The following is a 21103-nucleotide window of genomic DNA, read 5'->3' on the forward strand; positions in this document are numbered from 1 at the left end:
TTACGAAGCGCGGCGTCAGTATCTGGTGCGGACGGTTGCGCGCCATGCCTGGCGCACCACAAAAAAGGGCTCCCGCAGGAGCCCTCTCGTTCGAACAGGCGAACCGTGCTTAGACGCCAGAGGCCTCGGCAGCAGCTACGTCCTTGATCGACAGTTTGATACGGCCGCGGTTGTCCACGTCCAGTACCAGTACCTTCACTTCCTGGCCTTCCTGCAGCACGTCGGTGACCTTCTCTACGCGCTGATCACTGAGCATGGAGATGTGCACCAGACCGTCCTTGCCCGGCAGGATGTTGACGAAGGCACCGAAGTCGACGATGCGCTCGACCTTGCCGACGTAGATCTTGCCGATCTCGGCTTCGGCAGTGATGGCCAGCACGCGCTGCTTGGCAGCCTCGGCCGCGTCCTTGGTTTCGCCGAAGATCTTGATCGAGCCGTCGTCTTCGATATCGATCGAAGCCTTGGTCTCTTCGCAGATGGCGCGGATGGTGGCACCACCCTTGCCGATGACGTCGCGGATCTTGTCCTGGTCGATCTTCATCGCAATCATGGTTGGCGCGTTAGCCGACAGCTCGCTGCGCGATTGGGCGATGACCTGGTTCATCTGACCAAGGATGTTCAGACGAGCTTCCAGCGCCTGCTCCAGCGCCTGCTCCATGATCTCTTCGGTGATGCCCTGGATCTTGATGTCCATCTGCAGCGCGGTAACACCCTTGGCGGTACCGGCTACTTTGAAGTCCATGTCGCCCAGGTGATCTTCGTCACCGAGGATGTCGGTCAGCACGGCGAATTTCTCACCTTCCAGTACCAGGCCCATGGCGATACCGGCAACCGGTGCCTTCATCGGCACACCGGCGTCCATCAGCGCCAGGGAAGCGCCGCACACCGAAGCCATGGAGGAAGAGCCGTTGGACTCGGTGATCTCCGACACCACACGGATGGTGTACGGGAACTCGTCGGCGCTCGGCAGCATGGCGGCAACGCCACGACGGGCGAGACGGCCGTGGCCGATTTCGCGGCGGCCAGTGGCGCCCATGCGACCACACTCACCGACCGAGTACGGCGGGAAGTTGTAGTGCAGCATGAAGGGGTCTTTCTTCTCGCCTTCGAGGGTGTCCAGCAGCTGTGCGTCGCGGGCGGTACCGAGGGTGGCAACCACCAGCGCCTGGGTTTCGCCACGGGTGAACAGCGCCGAGCCGTGGGTCTTGTCCAGTACCCCGACTTCGATATTCAGGCCACGTACGGTGCGGGTGTCACGACCATCGATACGCGGTTTGCCGTTAACGATGTTCTCGCGCACGGTGCGGTATTCGATCTCGCCGAAGGCTTCCTTGACTTCACCGGCAGTAGGCTGACCTTCTTCGCCGGAGAACTTGGCGACGACCTGATCGCGCAGCTCGCCCAGACGCGCATAGCGATCCTGCTTGACGGTGATGGTGTAGGCCTGGGAAATCGCCTCGCCGAATTCGCCACGGATGGCGTTCAGCAGAGCGGTGTTTTCCGGCTTCGGCTGCCAGTCCCAGGTCGGTTTTCCGGCTTCGGCAGCCAGCTCCGCGACAGCCTGGATGACCACCTGGAACTCCTCATGGGCAAACAGCACGGCGCCCAACATCTGGTCTTCGGTCAGCTCTTTGGCTTCCGACTCGACCATCAGCACGGCGTCCTTGGTACCGGCCACGACCATGTCCAGGCTGGAGGCCTTGAGCTGCTCGTAATTCGGGTTCAGCAGGTAGCCAGTTTCCGGATGGAAGGCGACGCGCGCGGCACCGATCGGGCCGTTGAACGGGATACCGGAGATGGCCAGAGCGGCCGAGGTACCGATCATCGCCGCGATGTCCGGATCGGTCTTCTTGCTGGTGGAAACCACGGTGCAGATGACCTGCACTTCGTTCTGGAAACCTTCCGGGAACAGCGGGCGGATCGGACGGTCGATCAGGCGCGAGGTCAGGGTTTCTTTCTCGGAAGGACGCGCTTCACGCTTGAAGAAACCGCCAGGGATCTTGCCGGCTGCGTAGGTCTTTTCCTGATAGTGAACGGAGAGCGGGAAGAAGCCCTTGCTCGGGTCGGCGCTCTTGGCGCCTACCACGGTGACCAGCACGCTGACGTCGTCATCGACAGTGACCAGCACGGCGCCGGAAGCCTGACGGGCGATACGGCCAGTCTCGAGGGTAACGGTCGACTGACCGAACTGGAATTTCTTGATTACCGGGTTCACGGTGTTTTCCTTCTCTTTGTTGCCTTGGGGGAAATTGGAAAGAAGCGCGGGAGTCGGACCCGGTGCATCCCTCGAAAAGCCAAAAGCTGGAAGCCCAGCGCCACGAGGTGAGGATCACTCCCCACTCGCGACGCCGAACTCCCAGCTTCCAACTTGTGCAGCTCGCGTCTATTAACGACGCAGGCCCAGGCGACCGATCAGGGCGCTGTAACGACTGGAGTCTTTACCCTTCAGGTAGTCCAGCAGCTTACGACGCTGGTTCACCATACGGATCAGACCACGACGGCTGTGGTGATCTTTACCGTTGGCCTTGAAGTGGCCTTGCAGCTTGTTGATGTTGGCGGTCAGCAGGGCAACCTGCACTTCCGGGCTACCGGTATCGCCTTCAGCTTGCTTGTAGTCGTTAACGATCTGGGCTTTTTCTTCAACGCTGAGTGCCATGTTGGCTTCCTCTCATCTGGAAACTGCCGAAGCAGTCTCAATAGGCCGGGAATCGCTCCCCGTGTTTTAAAAAGAGGTATGACCGTGCCTACTAACAGCCACCCTCGCAGCACCTGATGACGACGTCGTCAGCATCAGGCTTTCAGCCTTCTCGGCCGAACCGTTCGGTGCTACGCACCGGTATAAATCAATCGACGCGGGGCGATACGCCCATCGTCACTCACTTCACCGATGCCGATGAAGCGACCATTGTGATCCTGCACCCGCACCATGCCGAACTTCGGTGCTTCCGGCGCTCGCACCGGCTGCCCTTGCAACCAGTAGAACGCACTGTGCTCGGAGAACTGCAGCAGCGGCCAGTCCTGCAGACCGCTATCGGCCGGTAGCAGGAAGCGATCCAGCGCCTCGTTACCACCTTCGGCGTGTGCAGCCTCCAGTTCTTCCAGCGTCACGGTACGCGCCAGATCGAACGGGCCGGCCTTGGTACGACGCAACTTGGCGACATGTGCACCGCAGCCGAGCAACTGGCCGAGGTCCTCGACCAGCGTACGAATATAGGTGCCTTTGCTGCAATCAACCGCCAGACGGGCCTGCTCGCCTTCGCAGGCCAGCAGTTCCAGGCGCGCAATAGTAACAGAACGCGCTTCGCGCTCCACTACTTCACCCGCACGAGCCAGCTTGTAGAGTGGCTGACCATCCTTCTTCAAGGCCGAGTACATTGGTGGTATCTGTTTGATTTCACCGCGAAAACGCGGCAACAGCGCCTCAATCTCGGCGCGACCGACGGTCACCGGGCGCCGCTCGATAACATCGCCTTCGGCATCACCAGTGGTGGTAGTGACGCCCAGCTGAGCGACGGTCTCGTAGCCCTTGTCAGCGTCGAGCAGATACTGAGAAAACTTGGTCGCCTCACCGAAACACAGCGGCAGCACACCGGTGGCCAACGGGTCGAGGCTACCGGTGTGACCGGCCTTCTCGGCATTGAGCAGCCAACGCACCTTTTGCAGGGCTGCGTTGGAAGTGAAGCCGCGCGGCTTGTCGAGCAAGATGATGCCATCGACCTTGCGGCGAATACGTTTGACCTGCGCCACGCTTAACCCTCGCTGCCGTCCTGATGCTTGCGGTCTTCCGCCACCGCGCGCTCGATCAGCGCCGACAGCTCGGCGCCGCGACGAATGCTGGCGTCGTACTGGAAGTGCAATTGCGGGATGGTGCGCACTTTCATCGACTTGCCCAGCAGCATGCGCAAGTAACCAGCTGCCTCGCCGAGGATCTCCAGGTTGAGCTTGATCTGCTCGGCATCGTCGTCCTTGCCCATCACGGTGATGAACACCTTGGCATGGGAAAGGTCGCGACTCACGTCGACCGCAGTGATGGTTACCAGACCCAGTCGTGGGTCCTTGATCTCGCGCTGGATCAGTACCGCCAGCTCACGCTGCATCTGATCACCGATACGCTGGGTACGGCTGTAATCTTTGGCCATTTCTTACTTACCTTTCCTTCGTCTGCAGCCTAGCCGGCAGCGGACGTAAAAGCGGCAAACGCCCGGCCGCGCTTGAGCGGGGCCGGGCGTTGCATGATCGGCATGGTGCGCTTACAGGCTGCGCGCCACCTGGACCTTCTCGAACACTTCGATCTTGTCGCCGACCTTGACGTCGTTGTAGCTCTTCACGCCGATACCGCACTCCATGCCGTTGCGCACTTCGGCAACGTCGTCCTTGAAGCGACGCAGCGATTCCAGCTCGCCTTCGAAGATCACCACGTCCTCGCGCAGTACGCGGATCGGACGGTTGCGGTAGACGGTGCCCTCGATGACCATGCAGCCAGCGACAGCGCCGAATTTCGGCGAACGGAATACGTCACGCACTTCGGCGGTGCCCAGGATGTTCTCGCGAACATCGCTGCCGAGCATACCGGTGAGCGCCTTCTTGACGTCTTCGATGATGTCGTAGATGACGTTGTAGTAGCGCATGTCCAGGCCTTCGGCCTCGACGATCTTGCGCGCACCAGCGTCAGCACGGACGTTGAAGCCGAACAGCACGGCATTGGAAGCCAGCGCCAGGTTGGCATCGGACTCGGTGATACCACCGACGCCGCCACCGACCACACGCACTTGCACTTCGTCGTTGCCCAGGGTGCTGAGCGAGCCTTGCAGGGCTTCCAGAGAACCACGAACGTCGGCCTTGAGGACGATGTTGAGGGTCTTCTTCTCTTCCTGGCCCATGTTCTCGAAGATGTTTTCCAGCTTGCCGGCGTGAGCACGGGCGAGCTTGACCTCGCGGAACTTGCCCTGGCGGAACAGCGCAACTTCGCGGGCCTTCTTCTCGTCGGCCACCACCATCATCTCGTCACCGGCATCCGGCGTACCGTCCAGGCCGAGAATCTCGACCGGAATCGACGGACCGGCTTCCTTGATCGACTTGCCGTTCTCGTCGAGCATGGCACGCACGCGGCCGTAGTTGACGCCGACCAGCACCATGTCGCCCTGACGCAGGGTACCGTCCTGAACCAGCACGGTAGCCACCGGGCCACGGCCCTTGTCCAGACGCGATTCGACCACCACACCACGACCCGGAGCCGACGGCGTGGCTTTCAGCTCGAGCACTTCAGCCTGCAGCAGCACGGCTTCGAGCAACTCGTCGATACCGGTACCCATCTTCGCCGAGACATGTACGTAAGGTGCATCGCCGCCCCACTCTTCCGGGATCACGTCAAGCGCGGCCAGGCCGTTCTTGATGTTGTCCGGATTGGCATCGGGCTTGTCGATCTTGTTCACCGCGACCACGATCGGCACGCCGGCTGCTTTCGCATGCTGTACGGCTTCCTGGGTCTGCGGCATCACGCCGTCGTCAGCGGCGACGACCAGAATGACGATATCGGTGGCCTTGGCACCACGAGCACGCATCTGGGTGAACGCAGCGTGACCGGGGGTATCGAGGAAGGTGACCATGCCTCGCTCGGTTTCGACGTGGTAGGCACCGATGTGCTGGGTGATACCACCGGCTTCACCGGAAGCCACCTTGGCACGACGGATATAGTCGAGCAGCGAAGTCTTACCATGGTCGACGTGGCCCATCACGGTCACGACCGGTGCACGATGGAAGGTTTCACCCTCGAACTTCAGGGATTCGGCCAGTTGTTCTTCCAGGGCGTTGTCGCTGACCAGCTTGACCTTGTGACCGAACTCTTCGGCGACCAGTTGAGCGGTTTCCTGATCCAGCACCTGGTTGATGGTCACCGGGGTGCCCATCTTGAACATGAACTTGACGATCTCCGCACCCTTGATGGCCATTTGCTGAGCCAGATCGGAAACGGTGATGGTCTCGCCAATCGATACGTCACGCACGATAGGACCAGTCGGGCTCTGGAAGCCGTGCTGGTTGCGCTTCTTCATCTTGGCCTTGCCACGACCACCACGACGGAAGCCGTCGCTCTCTTCGTCAACACTACGCGGCGCGACACGCGGCGCCGGCGCCTTTTCCTTGAGGGTCGGGCGGTGCTGTGCGTGCTTGCGCTCACGGCGCTCGTCTTCGTCACTGCGCGCCTTCTCGGGGCGACGCACTTCCTCTTTCTTGCGCTCGGCGTCGACGACCGGAGCGGCAACAACCGGCTCGCTGACCGGAGCTGGCGCAGCAGCAGGTGCGGACGCTGGGCTGGTCGCCGTGGCTGCCTGACGCTTGGCTTCTTCTTCGGCCTTGCGCTTGGCTTCTTCCTCGGCTTTCAGGCGCTCGGCTTCGGCAGCAGCCTGCTGAGCTTCCAGCTCACGCTGCTTCTCGGCTTCGAGCTCTTCCGGGCTGCGCTTGACGAAGGTCTTCTTCTTGCGCACTTCCACGCTGATGGTCTTGCTGCCAGCAACACGCAGGGTGCTGGTGGTCTTGCGCTGCAAGGTAATCTTGCGCGGCTCTTCGACCTTGTCGCCGTGACTGCTCTTGAGATGGGCCAGCAAGGCCTGCTTCTCACTATCGGTCACTACCTGTTCGGCACTTTCATGGGACAGGCCGGCTTCACGCATCTGCTGCAGCAGGCGCTCAACCGGGGTGTCGACCACTTTGGCCAGTTCTTTTACCGTGACTTGCGTCATGCATCTTTCTCCTCAGGCCGCAACCGCTTATTCGAACCAGTGGGCTCGAGCGGCCATGATCAGCTTGCCGGCACGTTCTTCGTCGATGCCGTCGATGTCGAGCAGGTCGTCGATCGACTGCTCGGCCAGGTCTTCACGGGTAATCACGCCGCGCAGCGCGAGCTCGAGAGCCAGCGCCTTGTCCATGCCTTCCAGTTCCAGCAGATCATCTGCCGGATGGGCATCGGCCAACTTCTCCTCGTTGGCGATCGCCTTGGTCAGCAGACGATCCTTAGCCCGTGCACGTAGCTCATTGACGATCTCCTCGTCGAAGCCGTCGATACTGAGCATTTCTTCCATGGGTACGTAGGCAATCTCTTCGAGACTGGTGAAACCCTCTTCGACCAGGACTTGAGCCAGTTCTTCGTCGACTTCCAGCTCGTCGATGAAGGACTGCATGATGTCGCCGGTTTCTGCCTGTTGCTTGGCCTGGATATCCGCTTCGGTCATCACGTTCAGCGTCCAGCCAGTCAGCTGACTGGCCAGGCGCACGTTCTGACCGCCACGGCCGATGGCCTGCGCCAGGTTGTCTTCGGCGACGGCGATGTCCATGGCATGGGCATCTTCATCGACGATGATCGCAGCCACTTCAGCCGGAGACATGGCATTGATCACGAACTGCGCGGGGTTGTCGTCCCACAGCACGATATCCACACGCTCGCCACCCAGTTCGCCGGAAACGGCCTGGACACGCGAACCGCGCATGCCGATGCAGGCGCCTTGCGGGTCGATACGTTTGTCCTTGGAGCGTACGGCGATCTTAGCGCGCGAACCCGGATCACGGGAGGCAGCCTTGACGTCGATCAGCCCTTCGGCGATTTCCGGTACTTCGATGCGGAAAAGCTCGATCAGCATTTCCGGCGCGGTACGCGACAGGATCAGTTGCGGGCCGCGGTTCTCGGTACGAATTTCCTTGAGCAGGGCACGCAGACGCACACCCACGCGGAAAGTCTCGCGCGGGATGATGTCTTCACGGGCCAGCAGCGCCTCGGCGTTGTTGCCCAGGTCGACGATGACGTTGTCGCGGGTGACCTTCTTGACGGTGCCGGAGACGATCTCACCCAGCCGCTCGCGGTAGGCGTCTACCACTTGAGCACGCTCAGCCTCGCGCACTTTCTGCACGATGACCTGCTTGGCGGTTTGCGCGGCGATGCGACCGAACTCGATGGAGTCGACCTTCTCTTCGAGCACGTCACCGATCTTGGCGTTGGCCTCAACGGCCTGCGGCATGTCCTCGGTCACCTGATAGGCCGGGTCCTCGAACTCGGACTCATCGACCACGGTCCAGCGGCGGAAAGTTTCGTAACTACCGTTCTGACGATTGATCGACACACGCAGATCGACCTCGTCCTCGAAACGTTTCTTGGTCGCGGTCGCCAGAGCCAGCTCCAGCGCCTCGAAAATCACGCCGGCCGGTACACCCTTCTCGTTGGATACCGACTCAACAACCAGCAGTACTTCTTTGCTCATCGTACGCCTCGCCTTTCGCAATCCATTGGTTCTGCACAGTCCGCGTCACGCTTACGCCATCGGCGCCAAAATACGTGCGCTACCGCGCTACCTTCGCGCCATCTGTGTCGCTTGCGCTGCGCCGACAATCGACAGTCCAGCAGCGCCACAGAATCCGCATCTCAATCAAATCGGGGGATGATATTGGCCTTGTCGATCAGGTCGATCGGCAACAGATACTCGTGGTCATCCACCTGAACTACCACGTCCTGCTCCTCCACACCGCGAAGGAGGCCCTGGAAGTTACGACGCCCGTCGAAAGGCGAACGCAGCTTGATCTTCACCTGTTCACCGGCATGCGTCGCAAACTGTTCGAGGGTGAACAACGGACGATCCATGCCAGGAGAAGAAACTTCCAGTGTGTACTCCGAGGTAATCGGATCCTCGACATCGAGTACACCACTGAGCTGACGGCTGACGATTTCACAATCGTCGATCAGGATGCCATCGGCTTTATCGATATAGACACGCAGCAGCGAATGACGCCCCTGCGACAGGAACTCGATGCCCCAACATTGGTAACCGAGTGCCTCGATTACTGGGGCCAACAAGGCCTGCAACTGTTCTAGCTTGCTCGACACTTAACGGCCCTCGTGCATGCTGTGCAAATAAAAAATGGGCGAAACGCCCATCCCATCAATCCGCCGTAAATACCAACGGACACTGTCTTTCAGCTAACAAAAAGCCCCTGAAAAGGGGCCTGCTGAAACTGGTTGCGGGGGCAGGATTTGAACCTACGACCTTCGGGTTATGAGCCCGACGAGCTACCAGACTGCTCCACCCCGCGTCAAAGCTGGGCCGGAATTATACGGCCACCCCCTGGCAAGGGTCAACCAAACACTCCAGCAACAAGAAAGCCCGCGAACTGCGGGCTTTCTTGAGTATGGTACCGAGGAGGGGACTCGAACCCCTACAGCCTATGGCCACTACCACCTCAAGGTAGCGTGTCTACCAATTCCACCACCTCGGCAAAACTGTTACTGCCCTGGAGCCTCCGGCACATCCGAAGCATCGGATGCTGGAGCTTGCTCTTCGAGCACCGGCACACCTTCGACAGCCGGTTTTTGTTGAACTTCCAGAACCGCTGGATCTGGCAGACCAACTTGAGTCAGTGCATCAGCTTTTTCTTTAGCAAAGAACGCTAAACCCAAGCTGGTAATGAAAAAAGCCGCGGCAAGTATACCAGTAAACTTACTCAGAAAGGTAGAGGAACCTTGGCTTCCGAATACAGTTGCCGAAGCACCCGAACCGAACGACGCACCCGCGTCAGCGCCTTTACCCTGCTGCAACAGCACCAGCACTACAATCCCGATCGCACCCAGCAGGTGCAGAACAACAATGACTGTTTCCAGCATTCTTCAGTTTCCTGCAGCGCGACAGATCGCACCGAATTCATCCGCATTCAGAGAGGCTCCACCCACGAGCCCCCCATCGATATCTCGCATGCCGAACAACTCGGCAGCACTGGCGGCCTTCACACTGCCACCATAAAGAATTCTCAGCCCGCTCGCGACACCAGCATCGAGCTGCGCAACTTGCGCACGGATTGCTGCGTGCACTTCCTGAGCCTGCTCAGGCGTAGCGGTCAACCCTGTACCAATGGCCCAGACAGGCTCATAGGCAACTACGGCATTCTTTAGCGCTTCGACACCCAGGGCATCGATCACTGCAGCCAATTGGCCGCCCACCACATCCAGCGTTTCACTCGCTTCGCGCTGCTCACGCGTCTCACCGACACAGAGCACCGGCACCAGGCCGGCAGCCTGAATTGCAGCAAACTTGCGCACGATCACTTCGTCACTCTCACCCAGAATCAGGCGACGCTCGGAATGACCCACCAGCACCAACCCACAGCCGCCATCGACCAACTGACTGACCGCAAGCTCACCGGTCAAGGCGCCCTGCTCGACTTGCGCCGCGCAATCCTGCGCTCCAACCTTTACAGCCTTGCCATCCAGGCCTTCGACGACCTGAGCGATATGCAGACTGGAGGGGAACACCGCGACCTCGACATCGGCAGGCAAGTCCTGCTGACGCAACCCTTCAATCAGCTCTGCGACGCTGGCGCGGGTACCGTGCATTTTCCAGTTACCGGCGACCAAGGGGCGACGCATGTTCTACCTCGTCGATCAAAGAGGGCGCAGATGTTACCCAAGAGCCCTGCGCGTAGCAAGCGCAATCATGCACAGACTTCAGCAACAATCTTAGCCAATTCATCGGCATAGCTGCGCACGGCAGCTTCGTCATCACCTTCGACCATCACGCGCAAAAGAGGCTCGGTGCCGGACTTGCGCAGCAACACGCGACCACGCCCGGCCATACGCTCGGTAACCCGCGCACAGGCTTCTTTCACCGAAGGATGCTCAAGCGGATCGAGCTCACCGGAAAAGCGCACATTGATCAGCACCTGCGGGCACTTCTTGACGCCCATGCGCGCCTCGGCCAGCGATTGATCACGACGCTTGAGCGCTACCAGTACCTGCAGCGCAGCAATGATGGCATCCCCCGTAGTGGTGTGCTGGAAACACACCAGATGCCCGGAATTTTCCCCGCCGAGCAACCAGTTGCGCGCCATCAGCTCGGCGATCACATAACGATCACCAACCTTGGCCCGCACAAAGGGGATATTCAACTCGGCCAGCGCCAACTCCAGCCCCAGGTTACTCATCAAGGTACCGACCACGCCGCCATGCAGGCGCCCGCGCTCCTGCAAATCACGGGCGATGATGAACAGCAGTTCATCACCATCGACCACAGTCCCCGTGTGATCGACCATCAATACGCGGTCGGCATCACCATCGAAGGCAATGCCAAGGTCAGCCCCCTGCGCGAGAACCTCAGCCTGCAACCCGGCGATATGCGTCGAACCGCACTCATGGTTGATATTGAGGCCGTCCGGCTGCGCCGCCATGACCTTGACCTCAGCGCCCAGCTCGCGAAATACGCTGGGGGCAACCTTGTAGGCGGCGCCATGGGCGCAGTCGACGACGATTTTCAGGTGCTTGAAATTGGTACCCGTAGGTACGCTGCCCTTGCAGAATTCGATATAGCGCCCGGACGCATCGTTGATGCGCGATGCCTTGCCAATGGCAGCAGACTCCACCACGGTCATCGGCTGGTCGAGCAGTTCCTCGATCATCAGCTCCACATCATCAGGCAGCTTGGTGCCCTCGCTGGAAAAGAACTTGATGCCGTTGTCGTCGTGCGGATTGTGCGATGCGCTGATGACGATGCCCGCATCAGCCTGAAAGGTCCGCGTCAGATACGCAATGGCCGGAGTCGGCATCGGCCCGAGCAACTGCACGTCAGCGCCCGCGGCAGCCAGACCCGCCTCAAGGGCAGACTCGAACATGTAGCCGGAAATGCGCGTGTCCTTACCGATCAGGATGCGGCACTTGCCCTGTTTGCGAAACGCCATGCCGGCAGCCCAGCCGAGCTTGAGCATGAAATCCGGGGTGATGGGGAACTGCCCGACACGACCCCGAATACCATCGGTGCCGAAGTACTTTCTAGCCATAATGCTTTCCTTGTTATTGCGCTGCCTCGACCGCAGCGATCATGCGCACCACATCGACCGTTTCAGCAACGTCGTGCACACGCAGAATATGTGCGCCCTTGGTCAGGGCCAGCGCCGCCAATCCTAGACTCCCGTAGAGACGCCCGCCAACCTCATGACCGAGCACCTTGCCGATCATGCTTTTGCGCGAAACACCCACCAACAAGGGACGCCCAAGGGCTGAAAGCTCATGCATGCGCCTGAACAAGACCAGATTGTGCTCCAGGGTCTTGGCGAAACCAAAGCCCGGATCGAGCACGATCCGCTCAGCGGGAATACCGGCTGTCGCGCACGCTGCCATGCGCTCGACAAGAAAATCACGCACTTCGCTGATGATGTCCGGGTAGTGCGGATTGTCCTGCATATTGCCCGGCTCACCACGCATGTGCATCAGACACACCGGCAGACCGGTATCGACAGCCGCATCCAGAGCGCCATCCCGCTGCAACGAGCGCACGTCATTGATCAGCCCCGCGCCCACTCGCGCACTTTCGCGCATGACGGCCGGAGTCGAGGTATCCACGGAGATGATCACGTCCAGATTACGCGCAATGGCCTCGACCACTGGCACGACCCGCTCCAGCTCCTCGGTCGGCGAAACGGCACGGGCGCCCGGGCGGGTGGACTCACCACCGATATCGATCAGCGTCGCACCCGCGGCGACCATCTGCTCGGCGTGACGCAATGCAGCATCGCGCGCCGTAAAGCGCCCACCGTCAGAGAAAGAATCCGGAGTGACATTGAGGATGCCCATCACCTGCGGACGGGACAAATCAAGAAGCCGGCTACCACAGGGTAGCCGGCTCGGGTGTTGCGCTTGAGACATATGAAACCTTAGTGCTCGGCCGCCGGCCCACCAATGGGCTTTTCAGAACGATCTGGCTCGTCGACCTTGGCCTGCGGAGCACCGGAGTCACCGCCACCATCCCAGCCGCGCGGCTCACGAGGCTCGCGACCATTCATGATGTCGTCGATCTGCTCGGCATCGATGGTTTCGTACTTCATCAGTGCTTCGGCCATGGCATCGAGCTTGTCACGGTTCTCTACCAGCAGTTTCTTGGCCGTGGCGTAGCATTCATCGATGATGCGACGCACTTCTTCATCGATCTGCCTGGCAGTCTCGCCGGAAACGTTGCTGGCCTGGCTGCCCATGCTGCGACCGAGGAAGACTTCACCCTCTTCTTCCGCATACATCAGCGGGCCCAGCTTCTCCGACAACCCCCACTTGGTGACCATGTTCTTGGCCAACTGCGTGGCACGCATGATGTCGTTGGAGGCACCGGTGGTAACGCCATCGAAACCAAGGGTCATTTCTTCGGCAATACGACCACCGAACAGCGAGCAGATCTGGCTGGTCAGCGCGCGCTTGCTCAGGCTGTAACGATCCTCTTCCGGCAGGAACATGGTCACGCCCAACGCACGACCACGCGGAATGATGGACACCTTGTAAACCGGATCATGCTCAGGCACCAGACGACCGACGATGGCGTGGCCCGCCTCGTGGTAAGCGGTATTGAGCTTCTCCTTGTCGGACATGACCATGGTCTTGCGCTCAGCGCCCATCATGATCTTGTCCTTGGCCAGCTCGAATTCCTTCATTTCCACCAGGCGCTTGCCGGCACGGGCTGCGAACAGCGAAGCCTCGTTGACCAGGTTGGCCAGATCGGCACCGGAGAAGCCCGGCGTACCACGGGCAATGACCGCCGGATTGACGTCGTCACCCACCGGCACCTTGCGCATGTGCACTTTCAGAATCTGCTCGCGACCACGGATATCCGGCAAACCAACGACTACCTGGCGGTCGAAACGACCGGGACGCAGCAGCGCCGGATCCAGAACGTCAGGGCGGTTGGTGGCGGCAATGACGATGATGCCATCATTCATTTCAAAACCATCCATCTCCACCAGCAACTGGTTGAGGGTCTGCTCACGCTCGTCGTGACCGCCGCCCATGCCGGCGCCACGATGGCGACCAACGGCGTCGATCTCATCGATGAAGATAATGCACGGCGCGTGCTTCTTGGCCTGATCGAACATGTCGCGAACACGGCTGGCACCAACACCGACGAACATCTCAACGAAGTCGGAACCGGAAATGGTGAAGAACGGCACTTTCGCCTCGCCGGCCACGGCTTTGGCGAGCAAGGTCTTGCCGGTACCCGGCGAGCCAACCATCAGTACGCCACGCGGGATGCGACCGCCCAGGCGCTGGAACTTGCCCGGATCGCGGAGGAATTCCACCAGTTCGCTGACTTCTTCCTTGGCCTCGTCGCACCCGGCAACGTCAGCGAAGGTAGTCTTGACCTGATCTTCGGAAAGCAGACGCGCCTTGGACTTGCCGAAGCTCATCGGCCCGCCCTTGCCACCAACACCGCCCTGCATCTGGCGCATGAAGAACATGAATACGGCGATGATCACCAGAATCGGGAAGCTGGCGACCAGCAGCTGAGTCCAGATGCTCTGCTGCTCAGGCAGCTTGCCCTCGATGACCACATTGTTGTCGATCAGATCACCGATCAGACCGCCATCCTGGATGGCCGGACGGATGGTCCTGAAGCCCTCGCCGTCGGTACGCTTGCCGGTGATCACGTAACCGTCGACGGTCACGCGCTCGACACGCCCTTCCTTCACCTGCTCGATGAATTGCGAGTAGCTCAGTGTCTGCGGCTCGCTCGGGCTGGAAAAGTTATTCATCACGGTAACCAGCACCGCCGCGATGATCAGCCACAGGATCAGATTCTTTGCCATGTCGTTCAATTAGCTACCCTCTGAAGCAGGCCTCGTGGCGAAGCGAGCTTCCCATGACGACCAATGATATACCGACTAACTTACACCAAACGCCCGCGCCCCGCAGGCACCGTCTGTAACCCTTTATGAGGTTTCTGCAACTGAGACCGACAGGGCGGACACCAGTTTCAACTCACATCCCGCGAAAACCGCGCGCCAACAGGCACTGCTCGCGCGAGCGATCGCGCGACGACAACGGCTTGCGCATCTGCACCTTATCGAAGGTCTCACGCACCTGCTTGTGATACGCATCGAAACCTTCGCCGTGGAAAATCTTGATCAGGAAATCGCCACCCGGGCGTAGAACCCGCCCGGCCAGATCCAGCGCCAGCTCGCACAAGTACATCGCGCGCGCCTGCTCGGCAGTCCTTACCCCACTCATATTGGGGCCATATCGGAAATAACAAGGTCGACCGGATTTTCACCGATAGCCTCGAGAATCCGCACGAACACCGCGTCATCGGTGAAATCACCCTGAATAAAGGTAACGTCGGGAATGCTGTCCATCTCCAGGATATCGGAGGCGATCAGACGCCCTTTGTCGCCGGTCACTCGACTGGTAACCTGCGACCAGCCACCCGGCGCTGCGCCGAGGTCGACCACAGTCATATCCTTCTCCTGGATTTCCAGCAGCTTGTAGCTGGCGCGCGAACGATAGCCGTCCTTCTGCGCCATCTTCACGTAAGGATCGTCGAAATGTTCTTTCAGCCAACGCTGGCTGGTCTTGGAACGTGCCACTGAAACCTCTGACTCAACGGATCATGAATAACTGCGCGGGCTCGGGTAAGATAAGCGCCGTTTTCCTGACCGAATTAGGTACTAACGATTATGCCGCTCACTCAAGAGCAGAAGAAACAATTCAAATCTATCGGCCACCACCTGAAACCTGTATTGATCGTGGCGGACAATGGTTTGACCGAGGGCGTACTGGCCGAACTGGATCGCGCCCTGAACGATCACGAGCTGATCAAGGTACAACTGCGCCTCACCGAACGCGAGGATCGCCAGGCCGCCATCGCTGCCCTGTGCGCAAGTGGACGCGCCGAACTGGTTCAGTCGATTGGCAAGGTCGCCCTGCTCTATCGCAAGAACCCCAAGCCCAATCGCAACCTATCCAACGTGATTCGTTACCAGGGCTGACGGCTGCGTGCAGCGCCTGTCAGACGTCAGGCGCCGCGCAATTTACCCGGAACCGGTTGCAGTACCAGCAACAGACCGCAAAAGGCCATCACCAAGTAACTGAATCGCAGCCAGCGCTCGGCATCGGGCCAGTAACGCAGCACAGCGAAGTAGCTCAGGGCCATGGCCGCAACGGTCAGCAGTAGTTGCCCACGTATATCCCGCAACAGACTCGACAGACCTTCACTGCGCAGCAAGGCAAAAGCCTGCAGCGCAACGCATACCGCTGTCAGACCGACCAGTAGCGGCACCAGCCGCGTGGCTATCTCCTGCACCAGCAGAGGCGCCAGACCGCTTTGGCCGATGGCCGGCAGAATGACGAACTGCAACAACCACAAGCCGCCGACCCAGAGAGTCTGGGCCAGCTGCCAGCTAACGGCAGCGGCCCGCGACGGTTGTTGCGGTTTAGATATGACGGACTTCGACAATCTCGTACTCGATCAGGCCACTGGGGGTCTGCACTGCCACCACATCGCCCTCATTCTTGCCGATCAGGGCACGAGCGATAGGCGAACCGACAGAAATCTTGCCCTGCTTGATGTCGGCTTCGTCCTCGCCAACGATCTGGTAGGTCACGCTTTCGTCGGTGTCGACGTTGGCGATTTCCACCGTGGTGCCGAAGATCACCTTGCCGGTGTGCTCGATGGTAGTGACATCGATGATCACCGCGTTCTGCAGACGACCCTCGATATCACGCACACGCGCCTCGACCATGCCCTGCTCTTCACGCGCGGCGTGGTATTCGGCGTTTTCCTTGAGATCGCCCAGCTCGCGTGCCTCGGCAATCGCCTGACTCAGTGCGGGGCGACGCACCTTGGTCAGGTGCGCCAGCTCTTCTTCCAGGGCGCGAGCGCCCTGGACGGTCATGGGGTACTTGTTCATGCCTTGATTCCTGCATGCAGATCCTGCAGCCGGCGCACGGTCTTCTCGGGACCGAACTTGAGCGCTTCACAGACCGCCTGACCCGCCGCGATGGTGGTGGTGCAGTAGATCTTGTGCTGCAGGGCGTTACGACGGATCGAGTAGGAGTCAGCGATGGACTGACGCCCCTCGGTGGTGTTGATGATCAGGGTGACCTCATCATTCTTGATCATGTCGACCACATGCGGACGACCTTCGGTCACCTTGTTCACCCGGCGTACCGGCAGACCGGCGGCCTCGATCACCTTGGCGGTGCCGGCAGTGGCAACCACCTCGAAACCCAGTGCGACCAGGTCACGGGCGACCTGAACGGCTTCCGGCTTGTCATCCTCACGCACGCTGATGAACGCGCAACCGGAGTTCGGCAGAATCTCGCTGGCACCCAGCTGCGCCTTGGCGAAGGCTTCGCCGAAGGTATCACCGACGCCCATTACCTCACCGGTGGATTTCATCTCTGGGCCGAGGATCGGGTCGACACCCGGGAACTTGGCGAAGGGGAACACCGCTTCCTTGACGCTGAAGAACGGCGGGATGATTTCCTTGCTGTAACCGGCCTCGGCCAGGCTCTTGCCGGCCATGACGCGCGCAGCGACCTTGGCCAGCGACTCGCCAACGCACTTGGAGACGAACGGCACGGTACGCGAGGCGCGCGGGTTCACTTCGATGACGTAGATGTCTTCGCCCTGTACGGCCATCTGCACGTTCATCAGGCCGACGACGCCGAGTTCCAGGGCCATTTTCTTGACCTGTTCGCGGATCTCGTCCTGGATGTGCATCGGCAGCGAGTACGGCGGCAGCGAGCAGGCGGAGTCACCGGAGTGCACGCCAGCCTGTTCGATGTGCTGCATGATCGCGCCGATCACCACGGTCTCGCCGTCACACACCGCATCCACGTCCACCTCGATGGCGCAGTTGAGGAAGCGATCCAGCAGCACCGGGCTGTCGTTGGACACTTTCACCGCTTCGCGCATGTAGCGCTTGAGTTCTTCTTCCTGGTAGACGATTTCCATCGCCCGGCCGCCCAGCACGTAGGACGGACGCACCACCATCGGGTAACCGATGTTCTTCGACAGGGCCAGGGCCTCGTCTTCGCTGCGCGCAGTGGCGTTGGCCGGCTGACGCAGGTTGAGGCGCTGCACCATCTGCTGGAAGCGCTCGCGGTCTTCGGCGCGGTCGATGGCCTCGGGGCTGGTGCCGATGATCGGCACGCCCGCTTCTTCCAGGGCGCGGCAGATCTTCAGCGGCGTCTGGCCGCCGTACTGCACGATCACGCCTTTCGGCTGTTCGACGCGGACGATTTCCAGCACGTCTTCCAGTGTCACTGGCTCGAAGTAGAGGCGATCGGAGGTGTCGTAGTCGGTGGAGACAGTTTCCGGGTTGCAGTTGACCATGATGGTCTCGTAACCGTCTTCACGCATGGCCAGCGCGGCGTGTACGCAGCAGTAGTCGAACTCGATGCCTTGGCCGATACGGTTGGGGCCACCGCCGAGGATCATGATCTTCTCGCGGCTCGACGGATTGGCCTCACACTCTTCCTCGTAGGTCGAGTACATGTAGGCGGTGTCAGTGGCGAATTCGGCGGCGCAGGTGTCCACACGCTTGTACACCGGCAGCACTTTCAGCTTGTGACGATGAGCACGCAGGCTCTTCTCGGACACACCCAGCAGCTTGGCCAGGCGCGCATCGGAGAAGCCCTTACGCTTGAGCTTGAACATCAGGTCACGGTCGATGGCCGACAGACCCAAGGTCTGCACGGTAGCCTCGTCCTTGATCAGATCTTCGATCTGCACCAGGAACCACTCGTCGATACGGGTCAGCTCGAACACTTCGGCGACGCTCTTGCCGGCGCGGAAGGCATCGGCCACGTACCAGATGCGGTCGGCACTGGGCACGGTCAGCTCGCGACGCAGAGTGCTTTCAGCCTCCGGGTCGTTCAGGTCGAGCTTCGGATCGAAGCCGGCAACGCCCACTTCCAGGCCGCGCAGGGCTTTCTGCATGGACTCCTGGAAGGTACGGCCGATGGCCATGACTTCGCCCACGGATTTCATCTGAGTGGTCAGGCGGGCGTCGGCTTTCGGGAATTTCTCGAAGGCGAAGCGCGGCACCTTGGTCACCACGTAGTCGATCGCCGGCTCGAACGACGCCGGGGTACGCCCGCCGGTGATGTCGTTGGACAGCTCATCGAGGGTGTAGCCGACAGCCAGCTTGGCGGCAATCTTGGCGATCGGGAAGCCGGTGGCCTTGGAGGCCAGCGCCGAGCTACGCGATACACGCGGGTTCATTTCGATGACGACCATACGACCGGTGTTCGGGCAGATGCCGAACTGCACGTTGGAACCGCCGGTCTCCACGCCGATCTCGCGCAGCACTGCCAGCGAGGCGTTACGCAGGATCTGGTATTCCTTGTCGGTCAGGGTCTGTGCCGGCGCCACGGTGATCGAGTCACCGGTGTGTACCCCCATCGGGTCGAAGTTCTCGATGGAGCAGACGATGATGCAGTTGTCCTTCTTGTCACGGACCACCTCCATCTCGTATTCCTTCCAGCCGATCAGCGACTCGTCGATCAGCAGTTCGCTGGTCGGCGACAGATCCAGGCCGCGGGCGCAGATTTCCTCGAATTCTTCACGGTTGTAGGCGATGCCGCCACCGGTACCGCCCATGGTGAAGGACGGACGGATGATGCACGGGAAGCCCACCTGCTCCAGCACGCCGTACGCTTCTTCCATGTTGTGGGCGATGCCGGAAACCGGGCAGGCCAGGCCGATGCTCTTCATCGCCTTGTCGAAGCGCGAACGGTCTTCGGCTTTGTCGATGGTGTCGGCGTTGGCACCGATCATCTCGACGCCGAACTTCTCCAGGATGCCGTGCTTTTCCAGGTCCAGGGCGCAGTTCAGCGCGGTCTGGCCGCCCATGGTCGGCAACAGTGCGTCCGGGCGCTCCTTCTCGATGATCTTGGCCACGGTGGCCCACTTGATCGGCTCGATGTAGGTGGCGTCGGCCATGGCCGGGTCGGTCATGATGGTGGCCGGGTTGGAGTTCACCAGAATGACGCGAAAACCTTCTTCCTTCAGCGCCTTGCACGCTTGTGCGCCGGAGTAGTCGAACTCACAGGCCTGGCCGATGACGATGGGGCCGGCACCGAGGATCAGGATGCTTTTGATGTCTGTACGTTTTGGCATTTTCTTACTCTCGAATCCTTGGGTCAGTCGGCAGGCTTAGCGGCGCTTGGCCATGGCTTCGATGAAGCGGTCGAACAATGGCGCCACATCGTGCGGGCCGGGGCTGGCCTCCGGGTGACCCTGGAAGCTGAAAGCGTCCTTGTCGGTACGCTCGATGCCCTGCAGGGTGCCATCGAACAGCGACTTGTGGATCGGCCGCACATTGCTCGGCAGGCTGTTCTCGTCCACGGCGAAACCGTGGTTCTGGCTGGTGATCATCACCACGCCCGTGTCGAGATCCTGTACCGGGTGGTTGGCACCGTGGTGGCCATGACCCATTTTCAGGGTCTTGGCGCCGGAGGCCAGGGCCAGCAGTTGGTGGCCGAGACAGATGCCGAATACCGGAATATCGGTTTCCAGGACTTCCTTGATCGCCTGGATCGCGTAGTCGCACGGCTCGGGATCGCCAGGACCGTTGGAGAGGAACACGCCATCAGGATTGAGCGCCAGCACGTCACTGGCCGGAGTCTGTGCCGGTACCACGGTCAGGCGGCAGCCACGGGCAACCAGCATACGCAGAATGTTCAGCTTGACGCCGTAGTCATAGGCAACCACGTGGTATGGCAGCTCGGCAGCAGCGACTTCCGGGTGGCTGTCGTTTTCCAGATTCCACACGCTGGAGCGCCATTCGTATGGCTTGTCGCAGGTGACTTCCTTGGCCAGATCCATGCCCTTGAGGCCGGGGAAGCTGCGCGCCAGTTCCAGGGCCTTTTCTTCGGTGGCGTCGTCACCCACCAGAATGCAGCCATTCTGCGAGCCTTTCTCACGCAGGATGCGGGTCAGGCGACGGGTATCGATACCGGCGATGGCGACGGTGCCATTTTCCTTCAGGTACTCATCGAGCGGTTGCTTGTCGCGCCAGTTGCTGGAAATCAGCGGCAGGTCGCGAATGATCAGACCAGCGGCCCAGACGCGGTTGGACTCGGCATCTTCCGGCGTGGTGCCGGTGTTGCCGATGTGCGGGTAAGTCAGGGTAACGATCTGCTGGGCATAGGATGGATCGGTAAGGATTTCCTGATAGCCGGTCATGGCGGTGTTGAACACCACCTCTCCGATCGTCTGGCCATCGGCCCCGATGGAATCGCCGCGAAAAATGCTGCCGTCAGCAAGGGCCAAAATGGCAGGTTTGGGGGCTGGCTTAGTCAAGAAGACCTCCG

General features: G+C 60.5%; 17 protein-coding genes, 2 tRNA genes and 1 pseudogene. 1 reads left to right on the top strand and 19 read right to left on the bottom strand.

Annotated features, from left to right (window positions below; all coding sequences use genetic code 11):
• Positions 1-109 precede the first annotated feature (109 nt).
• The 15 genes and pseudogenes from pnp to N5J71_RS15050 all read right to left on the bottom strand — a co-directional run bounded on the left by pnp (position 110) and on the right by N5J71_RS15050 (position 15366).
• Positions 110-2215: a polyribonucleotide nucleotidyltransferase gene (gene pnp, locus N5J71_RS14980; protein ID WP_004424390.1), complete on the bottom strand. Its 2106-nt coding sequence runs from the start codon at positions 2213-2215 to the stop codon at positions 110-112.
• A 171-nt stretch (positions 2216-2386) separates the two neighbouring features.
• Positions 2387-2656 carry a 30S ribosomal protein S15 gene (gene rpsO / locus N5J71_RS14985; protein WP_074860168.1) on the bottom strand — a complete coding sequence of 90 codons (270 nt, stop codon included), beginning with the start codon at positions 2654-2656 and terminating at the stop codon, positions 2387-2389.
• A gap of 170 nt (positions 2657-2826) precedes the next feature.
• Positions 2827-3747: a tRNA pseudouridine(55) synthase TruB gene (truB, locus tag N5J71_RS14990; protein WP_279917162.1), complete on the bottom strand. Its 921-nt coding sequence runs from the start codon at positions 3745-3747 to the stop codon at positions 2827-2829.
• A gap of 2 nt (positions 3748-3749) precedes the next feature.
• Positions 3750-4139, bottom strand: coding sequence for a 30S ribosome-binding factor RbfA (gene rbfA / locus N5J71_RS14995; protein ID WP_013716991.1), 390 nt, complete (start codon positions 4137-4139; stop codon positions 3750-3752).
• A 111-nt stretch (positions 4140-4250) separates the two neighbouring features.
• Complete coding sequence (gene infB / locus N5J71_RS15000) at positions 4251-6737, bottom strand: translation initiation factor IF-2 (RefSeq protein WP_084340908.1); 2487 nt, start codon at positions 6735-6737, stop codon at positions 4251-4253.
• Between the two features lie 27 nt (positions 6738-6764).
• Entirely contained in the window at positions 6765-8246 is a 1482-nt protein-coding gene (nusA, locus tag N5J71_RS15005) for a transcription termination factor NusA (protein ID WP_104729468.1), read from the bottom strand.
• A 161-nt stretch (positions 8247-8407) separates the two neighbouring features.
• Positions 8408-8866 carry a ribosome maturation factor RimP gene (rimP, locus tag N5J71_RS15010; RefSeq protein WP_004424406.1) on the bottom strand — a complete coding sequence of 153 codons (459 nt, stop codon included), beginning with the start codon at positions 8864-8866 and terminating at the stop codon, positions 8408-8410.
• A 129-nt stretch (positions 8867-8995) separates the two neighbouring features.
• A tRNA-Met gene (locus N5J71_RS15015) sits at positions 8996-9072 on the bottom strand.
• Between the two features lie 97 nt (positions 9073-9169).
• Positions 9170-9255, bottom strand: a tRNA-Leu gene (locus tag N5J71_RS15020).
• Positions 9256-9262: 7 nt separating this feature from the next.
• Positions 9263-9640 (bottom strand): preprotein translocase subunit SecG, encoded by a 378-nt coding sequence (secG, locus tag N5J71_RS15025; protein ID WP_279917163.1) that lies wholly within the window; start codon positions 9638-9640, stop codon positions 9263-9265.
• A 3-nt stretch (positions 9641-9643) separates the two neighbouring features.
• Entirely contained in the window at positions 9644-10399 is a 756-nt protein-coding gene (gene tpiA, locus N5J71_RS15030) for a triose-phosphate isomerase (RefSeq protein WP_074860157.1), read from the bottom strand.
• Between the two features lie 65 nt (positions 10400-10464).
• Positions 10465-11802 (bottom strand): phosphoglucosamine mutase, encoded by a 1338-nt coding sequence (gene glmM / locus N5J71_RS15035; RefSeq protein ID WP_104729467.1) that lies wholly within the window; start codon positions 11800-11802, stop codon positions 10465-10467.
• A 13-nt stretch (positions 11803-11815) separates the two neighbouring features.
• Complete coding sequence (gene folP / locus N5J71_RS15040) at positions 11816-12667, bottom strand: dihydropteroate synthase (RefSeq protein WP_104729466.1); 852 nt, start codon at positions 12665-12667, stop codon at positions 11816-11818.
• An 8-nt stretch (positions 12668-12675) separates the two neighbouring features.
• Positions 12676-14589 (bottom strand): ATP-dependent zinc metalloprotease FtsH, encoded by a 1914-nt coding sequence (ftsH, locus tag N5J71_RS15045; protein ID WP_257597770.1) that lies wholly within the window; start codon positions 14587-14589, stop codon positions 12676-12678.
• A 172-nt stretch (positions 14590-14761) separates the two neighbouring features.
• Positions 14762-15366 (bottom strand): annotated as a pseudogene (locus tag N5J71_RS15050) (RlmE family RNA methyltransferase).
• 90 nt (positions 15367-15456) lie between these two features.
• On the opposite strand from N5J71_RS15050, the gene yhbY reads away from it, so the two are divergent.
• Positions 15457-15768: a ribosome assembly RNA-binding protein YhbY gene (gene yhbY / locus N5J71_RS15055; RefSeq protein WP_004424422.1), complete on the top strand. Its 312-nt coding sequence runs from the start codon at positions 15457-15459 to the stop codon at positions 15766-15768.
• 26 nt (positions 15769-15794) lie between these two features.
• Here the strand turns inward: yhbY and N5J71_RS15060 are convergent, their stop codons facing one another.
• The 4 genes from N5J71_RS15060 to carA are packed head-to-tail and all read right to left on the bottom strand — an operon-like array spanning position 15795 to position 21092.
• Positions 15795-16235: a hypothetical protein gene (locus N5J71_RS15060; protein WP_004424423.1), complete on the bottom strand. Its 441-nt coding sequence runs from the start codon at positions 16233-16235 to the stop codon at positions 15795-15797.
• On the bottom strand, positions 16213-16689 hold the full coding sequence (greA, locus tag N5J71_RS15065) for a transcription elongation factor GreA (protein ID WP_074860149.1): 477 nt from the start codon (positions 16687-16689) through the stop codon (positions 16213-16215). The genes N5J71_RS15060 and greA overlap by 23 nt, the downstream gene beginning before the upstream one ends.
• Entirely contained in the window at positions 16686-19907 is a 3222-nt protein-coding gene (gene carB, locus N5J71_RS15070; protein ID WP_074860147.1) for a carbamoyl-phosphate synthase large subunit, read from the bottom strand. Before carB ends, greA begins: the two co-directional genes overlap by 4 nt.
• Positions 19908-19943: 36 nt before the next feature.
• The gene (gene carA / locus N5J71_RS15075) at positions 19944-21092 is read right to left on the bottom strand and encodes a glutamine-hydrolyzing carbamoyl-phosphate synthase small subunit (protein WP_074860145.1); all 1149 of its coding nucleotides are present in this window, start codon (positions 21090-21092) and stop codon (positions 19944-19946) included.
• Between the last annotated feature and the right edge of the window lie 11 nt (positions 21093-21103).

It is taken from the genome of Ectopseudomonas oleovorans, from assembly GCF_029845265.1.
Taxonomy (GTDB): Bacteria; Pseudomonadota; Gammaproteobacteria; order Pseudomonadales; family Pseudomonadaceae; genus Aquipseudomonas; species Aquipseudomonas oleovorans.

Bases quoted from the DNA above. Each gene is read 5' to 3' on its own strand.
- rpsO (WP_074860168.1), bottom strand. From the start codon at position 2,656: ATGGCACTCAGCGTTGAAGAAAAAGCCCAGATCGTTAACGACTACAAG.
- rbfA (WP_013716991.1), bottom strand. From the start codon at position 4,139: ATGGCCAAAGATTACAGCCGTACCCAGCGTATCGGTGATCAGATGCAG.
- infB (WP_084340908.1), bottom strand. From the start codon at position 6,737: ATGACGCAAGTCACGGTAAAAGAACTGGCCAAAGTGGTCGACACCCCG.
- nusA (WP_104729468.1), bottom strand. From the start codon at position 8,246: ATGAGCAAAGAAGTACTGCTGGTTGTTGAGTCGGTATCCAACGAGAAG.
- secG (WP_279917163.1), bottom strand. From the start codon at position 9,640: ATGCTGGAAACAGTCATTGTTGTTCTGCACCTGCTGGGTGCGATCGGG.
- tpiA (WP_074860157.1), bottom strand. From the start codon at position 10,399: ATGCGTCGCCCCTTGGTCGCCGGTAACTGGAAAATGCACGGTACCCGC.
- glmM (WP_104729467.1), bottom strand. From the start codon at position 11,802: ATGGCTAGAAAGTACTTCGGCACCGATGGTATTCGGGGTCGTGTCGGG.
- folP (WP_104729466.1), bottom strand. From the start codon at position 12,667: ATGTCTCAAGCGCAACACCCGAGCCGGCTACCCTGTGGTAGCCGGCTT.
- ftsH (WP_257597770.1), bottom strand. From the start codon at position 14,589: ATGGCAAAGAATCTGATCCTGTGGCTGATCATCGCGGCGGTGCTGGTT.
- yhbY (WP_004424422.1), top strand. From the start codon at position 15,457: ATGCCGCTCACTCAAGAGCAGAAGAAACAATTCAAATCTATCGGCCAC.
- greA (WP_074860149.1), bottom strand. From the start codon at position 16,689: ATGAACAAGTACCCCATGACCGTCCAGGGCGCTCGCGCCCTGGAAGAA.
- carB (WP_074860147.1), bottom strand. From the start codon at position 19,907: ATGCCAAAACGTACAGACATCAAAAGCATCCTGATCCTCGGTGCCGGC.